The sequence below is a fragment of the Thermodesulfobacteriota bacterium genome, from assembly GCA_036397855.1.
In the GTDB taxonomy this organism is placed as follows: Bacteria; Desulfobacterota_D; UBA1144; order Nemesobacterales; family CSP1-2; genus DASWID01.
Genome location: DASWID010000007.1, coordinates 1 through 5,903, shown reverse-complemented (window position 1 = coordinate 5,903; position 5,903 = coordinate 1). Strand labels below are relative to the sequence as shown.

The 5,903-nt window shown below is 41.9% G+C and carries 6 protein-coding genes; all 6 read right to left on the bottom strand.

Translation table 11 applies throughout. The annotated features are described in order from the left end of the window. Window positions 1-836: peptide-methionine (S)-S-oxide reductase MsrA (gene msrA, locus VGA95_00465; protein HEX9665017.1), on the bottom strand; the 836-nt coding region annotated here is incomplete at its 3' end. Window positions 837-1,334: 498 nt separating this feature from the next. Then, entirely contained in the window at window positions 1,335-1,478 is a 144-nt protein-coding gene (locus VGA95_00460; protein ID HEX9665016.1) for a hypothetical protein, read from the bottom strand. Between the two features lie 41 nt (window positions 1,479-1,519). Beyond that, the gene (locus tag VGA95_00455) at window positions 1,520-2,350 is read right to left on the bottom strand and encodes an aquaporin (protein ID HEX9665015.1); all 831 of its coding nucleotides are present in this window, start codon (window positions 2,348-2,350) and stop codon (window positions 1,520-1,522) included. A 330-nt stretch (window positions 2,351-2,680) separates the two neighbouring features. Continuing rightward, window positions 2,681-4,108: an FAD-dependent oxidoreductase gene (locus VGA95_00450; GenBank protein ID HEX9665014.1), complete on the bottom strand. Its 1,428-nt coding sequence runs from the start codon at window positions 4,106-4,108 to the stop codon at window positions 2,681-2,683. 134 nt (window positions 4,109-4,242) lie between these two features. Beyond that, entirely contained in the window at window positions 4,243-5,607 is a 1,365-nt protein-coding gene (locus VGA95_00445) for a phosphomannomutase/phosphoglucomutase (protein HEX9665013.1), read from the bottom strand. A 68-nt stretch (window positions 5,608-5,675) separates the two neighbouring features. Continuing rightward, on the bottom strand, window positions 5,676-5,903 hold a 228-nt coding region (locus VGA95_00440; GenBank protein HEX9665012.1), incomplete at its 5' end, for a hypothetical protein.

Genomic DNA, 5,903 nt, shown 5'->3' with positions numbered 1-5,903 from the left:
TCTTCAAATACATGTCCGAGGTGGGAATTAGCGTTTTGGCTCCGAACCTCGGTCCTGGACATGAATAAGCCGTCGTCTTGCCTTTCCACAATATTTTCTTTCTCGAGTGGCTTGGTAAAGCTCGGCCATCCGGTGCCGGAGTCAAACTTGTCTAGCGAACTGAAAAGAGGTTCGCCGGACACAACGTCTACGTAAATCCCTTCTTTGTGATTGTCCCAGTATTCATTGCCGAATGGCCTCTCGGTCCCGTTATTCTGTGTAACATCGTACTGAATTGAAGTTAATTTCTTCTTGAGTTCATCTTTGCTTGGTTTATTTTGTGCTTCGTTTTTGTTTTCCGAAATTTTTGTTTCCATTTCATCACCCCATATCTTTTTAATGTACTTGTCGCGGCCGGAAAAGTATCTGTAGGTCTTATATCTTACAGGATTCTTTTTGTAAAAATCCTGGTGATAGTCTTCAGCTCTGTAAAATTCAGAGGCTTTGATAACCTCTGTGACAATGGGTTTGTCGTATCTTCCAGATTTATCCAGCGCTTCCATTGATTTTTCAGCCAGACGTTTTTGCTCATCGTTATTATAGAAGATTGCTGATCTGTACTGAGAGCCTCTATCGACAAACTGACCGTTGGGATCAGTTGGGTCTATCTGCCTCCAGAATACGTCTAGCAGTTCCGAATAGGTTATTTTGGATGGATCGTAAAGAATCTGGATAGATTCTAAATGACCGGTTTCCCCAGCAGAGACCTCATCATAGGTTGGATTAGTTTTGTGTCCTCCGGTATAACCGGATATTACAGCCGAAACTCCTTCCAGCTTCTCAAAAGGCGGTTCCATACACCAGAAGCAACCACCGGCAAAGGTTGCCTTTTCCAGCTTTTCGTTTTGAGAATCCTCTGCCCTGCTTGATCGGTAATGGTCACTTTTATTAAATGTTGTGTACAAAAACAATACAATTATCGCCAAAATCGCGATTGTAAATATTTTTATCATATCTTTAAACCTCCCAACCTAAAATTTACGTAAATAAGGATATTTTGGATTTGAAGTTTGGTACCATTTTAGAAACTCTCAATACCTCTGAAATTTTAATTCGCCGATTTGCTTCTTATTTTCGCTTTTTTCATAATAAGCACTATCCAGTTCAGGATTATTAAAAATTACCCGTACATGGTGAAGTTGTCGAAGGATTTTAGACATCTGTCCAGCTTTATGCCGTCAATTGTATCTTCACCAGGTGCGCTGGTCATGTTGAAGAAGACCATCCCGTTTGACACAGTCCCATCGGCATTCGCTTCATATCACCTACCTTTGTGTGTGTAACTGTGCCACCATTTACCTTAACGCCCGTAAAGGGTAAAAGGGTATGGTGGTATGTTCGTTGGCGGCGAAGCTGCTCATCGGGACGAGAAAGATCACCATTACGACTGCGACAAATAGGCCCGTGAGGACCCTTTTAGCTATGATGAATTTATTCATCTTAAAACCTCCTATTTTTGTTTTGCATATGTTGATAAAGGTCATATATAAGCCCTTTGTTTTGTTGTTACATTAAATGATGTGGATTTTATTGCGCCGGGATACCCGCAGTGTATGCAGCGTTTATCATTTTGGTGGTGTAGCTTTGCACATGAAATGCTGCTCAGTCCCATCACCCTCACGTAAACTTCTGCCGCTATAAGCATTCCCAGGACTGGAGCCGTAAAGTAAACCCAGAGGTGCATAAGATGATGAGCTGGCATAGCAGAGCCAAATGTTCGAGCTGGATTCATACTCATTCCGGAGAGCGGAGCCTCAAAGGTGATATAGATAGCGACAAGTATTCCTGCGAAGATACCTGTATAACGAGCAATTCTTCTTGTATTGGAAACAATCAGAATGACCGTCATGAGAATAAAAGAGATCGTTAACTCGGCAACGAAGGCAACCATTGCTCCACTGGGGCCTGGAAGTGTGTCAACGTAATTGACCGAAGGATGAGTGATTAGGTGTCGAACCAGTGCTATAACCAAGATAACGCCTAGAAGCGCTCCAATAAACTGCGCTATAATGTAAAAGATGGCATCCCAAGACTTCACTTTTCCCAAACGGAGGAAAGTCAGTGTTACAGATGGGTTTATGTGCGCACCCGATTGTTTTCCCCAGGGTGAATAAATAATGCCGATTGCTGTAAGGCCCATGGCTACTCCTATGAGGAACCTTCTGAAGAAAGGGTCATTTATTGCCATACGGACCGGAGAACCCGGGTGCTCCAAAAGTATGGTGAAGAGACAGGCTGAAATCATGAATAGTCCCAGTCCTGCTGCTTCCATCAGATATTCAGGCCAATGTTGGCGAAGTGCATTAATCATTTGAGCTAGTTAGACGAATGAAATAGTTAAAAGGATGTATTAAAACGTAATTCTGTTTACGCCTGACAATAGTGTGGATTCCGGCTAACGCCTGTACTCGAATGTCACCCGATCGATGCATTCGAGTGCAGGCTTGATCGGGTAATCCGCGGGAATGGCAAGAATCTGTCATGCCCGAATTCATTAATCTGAATATCCATGTTTTTTAGAATCAGGACTTATTATTTCTTGCCAAGAATGAAAACGCCTTGAGCGTGGCTTCCCAACTTCATACTAATACGAATCTTCACATAAAGTAAGTTGAACTATGAGTCCTCGGGGACTAGTTTCCTACTTAAGTATCTTTACGACTAATCTCAGAACCTTCTGAGTCCAGCCCGGTGAGAAGAATTTCTCGTGGAAATACAAATCTGTAGTTTGTCTCGTACCCAGGGCGAGTGTAGGATAGACATGGATCGTTGAAGAGATATCCTTAACCGTTAACCTTTTCCTTATTGCCAGTATGAGTTCGTGAATCAATTCGCCGGCACTCGGGCCTATTATGTGAGCTCCAATGATCTTTCCTTTCCACCCGGTGGATAAGACCTTGACGAATCCGTGACCTTCCACCTCCGTAACCGCTCTATCTACATCGCTGTAGTTGTATTTATAAACAGTGTAATTCAGATCCTTTTCTATTGCTTCGTTCTCTGTCAATCCTATGTGAGCCACCTCTGGATCGGTGAATGTTGTCCATGGAACTGCCGAATAGTCAACCTTAGCGGATAACTTGAATAGCGCGTTTCTGAGTACTATTCCGGCCTGGTATTCAGCCATGTGTGTAAAGAGATAGGGCCCCACGACATCACCACATGCCCAAATGTTTTTGGCAGTTGTCTTGAGATTGCTGTTTACCGTTATGCCTTTTTCGGTGTGTTCAACTCCCGACGCCTCAAGATTCAGTCCATCTGTGTTGGGAGTGCGTCCAACAGCAACTAAGATTTCATCAGCCCTGTGCACGACCTCTTTTCCATCCTTTACACAAAGGATGGCCCTTTTCCCATTCTCATTATTAACACGCTTTACGGTTGTTCCTGTGTAGAACCTTATGCCTTCTTTTGCCAGACAACTCTCGAGTGTTTTAGATATATCCACGTCCTCTTTAGGAAGAATTTGATTTTCCATTTCTATCACAGTTACGTCGGAGCCGAATCTTGCGAACGCCTGAGACATCTCGATTCCAATCGGCCCTGCACCTATGACAATTATGGAAGGGGGGAGTTTTTTTAGATGAAAAACATCAACATGTGTTATATAACCCGTTTCTTTGAGTCCCTTAATATTGGGTATGAGAGAGCTGGATCCCGTGGATATAACGAATTTTTTGCTCCTGATCTTCTTTCCGTCTACCTCTATTTCTCTGGAGGAAATAAACCTTGGCGCACCAAAAATTACGTCGATCCCCATTTTCCTGAATCTCTCGGGATCGTCGTGCTCACCTATTTTTTCTATTACGTCCCATACATGGCTGATCACATTTTCGAATTCAAACGACACATTAGCCTTATGAAGGCCGAACTCATGCGCCCTTTTAATTAATGAAACAATTTTTGCTGAACGAATAAGAGTTTTACTCGGAACACAACCGTAATAGAGGCAGTCACCCCCTAATTTCTCTTTTTCAATTATTGCAACCTTAAGTCCAAACTTTGCGGATCCAGTAGCAGCCGTTAGTCCTGCTGCCCCGCCACCTATCACTACAATGTCATAGGTCTGCATGTAAGAGTCCTCCAGTGTTTATATGTGATCGTGTTATACAGTAACCAATTCGAGTTGTAGCCATCCGAGAAACGATATGTGAATTATCGATTTAATCCTGTTTTAACCGGTACTAATTAATAGATTAGCAAGAGTTAACTCAACATATCCCTGGCAATTTCCAATTTATCTTCAATTATAGAACGTATTTCCTCAAGCCTGTCAGGTGAATCGGCTTCAAATCTTAGAACTAATGCTGGTTGGGTATTCGAGGCTCTAATAAGACCCCATCCATCTGGGAATTCAACCCTAACGCCATCTATATCTATTACTCTATAATCTTTCTTAAGCTCTTCTCTTGTTTGATTCACCAATTTGAATTTCGTATCATCTGGGCAATCAACCCGTATCTCGGGTGTTGAGAAAGCATTTGGAACACCTTCCAGTAATTCCGATGTCCTTTTCCCAGTTTTGGAAATGATCTCAAGTATTCTCAGTGCGGCATAAAGGGCATCATCATAGCCGTAATATCTGTCAGCAAAGAATATGTGGCCGCTCATCTCGCCTGCTAGAGCCGCACTTTCAAGCTTCATTTTATTCTTTATAAGGGAATGTCCGGTTTTCCACATTATTGGAACGCCGCCATGACTCTCGATATCTTTAAATAGCCTCCCCGAGCACTTCACGTCTCCTATAATCTTCGCTTTAGGATTATGCTTTAAAATTTCCCGGGCAAATATAAGAACCAGCATATCACCCCATATTATAGTTCCTTTTTCATCGACGACCCCAATTCTATCACCGTCTCCATCAAACCCTAAACCTACTTGAAGCCCTTGCCTCCCGACGGCATTAATGAGGTCTTTAATATTTTCCTCTACAGTTGGGTCTGGATGATGATTGGGAAACCTTCCGTCGGGTTCGACATAAAGCTCTGTTAATTCGCAACCAAAGTCCCTTAAAATCTTTGGTGCTACAATACCGACCATCCCATTTCCACAATCAATCGCTACTCTGAGCCCGGGATCGATTTCAACGTTTTTTCTTAGATAATCTAAATAACTATCCATTATGTCGTGGGTCTCGACCTTCCCGGTGCCTTTGACGAAATTTCCTCCTTCAGCAATTTTTCTGATTTTTTGTATGCCTTCTCCAAAGAGTGAATCCTTATCCACACAGAGTTTAATTCCGTTATACTGGCTTGGGTTGTGACTTGCCGTGATTATAACTCCCCCGTGAACGTCGAGATTGAAAAGGGAGAAATAGACCATCGGAGTTGTAACCATACCTAAGTCAACAACATTGACCCCAGCGGATGTAATGCCGGTGATCATTGCTTCAGAAAGATTGGGAGAACTGAGTCGACAGTCGTGTCCAATAGTCACACCATCTTTTCCGATCTTTTTCATGTATGTTCCATAGGCTTTGCCTATTGTCTCGACCACTGCTTCATCAATGTCCTCATCGACTACTCCTCTAATATCATACTCTCTGAAGATTCGAGGATTTATGTCTACCATTAAGTCAAGGTCTCCTGAATTTTTTGAAAGATGATATTTGATTCATTGTATGTGAATTAAAAAAATAATTAATTATGAATCTTTGTTAAATAACTACGTAACGAATTATAAGTGGTTATATTTGTAAAGCCTTTACTGTTTATCTTATCTATAATTTGTTCTGGGTTGGGATCAACAATAGTTATTTTACTATCAGCCGGTAGAACTGAAAGTAGTAGATATGAATTAGAATCCTCGTATCTAAAGCTATATCCTATAATTACGAGTTCTTCGCTATCTTTTATAACTTTTAATGC

What these genes read in the sequence shown, in the direction of transcription:
- VGA95_00445 (HEX9665013.1), bottom strand. Translation starts at nt 5,607, where the DNA reads ATGGTAGACATAAATCCTCGAATCTTCAGAGAGTATGATATTAGAGGA.
- VGA95_00450 (HEX9665014.1), bottom strand. Translation starts at nt 4,108, where the DNA reads ATGCAGACCTATGACATTGTAGTGATAGGTGGCGGGGCAGCAGGACTA.
- VGA95_00460 (HEX9665016.1), bottom strand. Translation starts at nt 1,478, where the DNA reads ATGAATAAATTCATCATAGCTAAAAGGGTCCTCACGGGCCTATTTGTC.
- VGA95_00455 (HEX9665015.1), bottom strand. Translation starts at nt 2,350, where the DNA reads ATGATTAATGCACTTCGCCAACATTGGCCTGAATATCTGATGGAAGCA.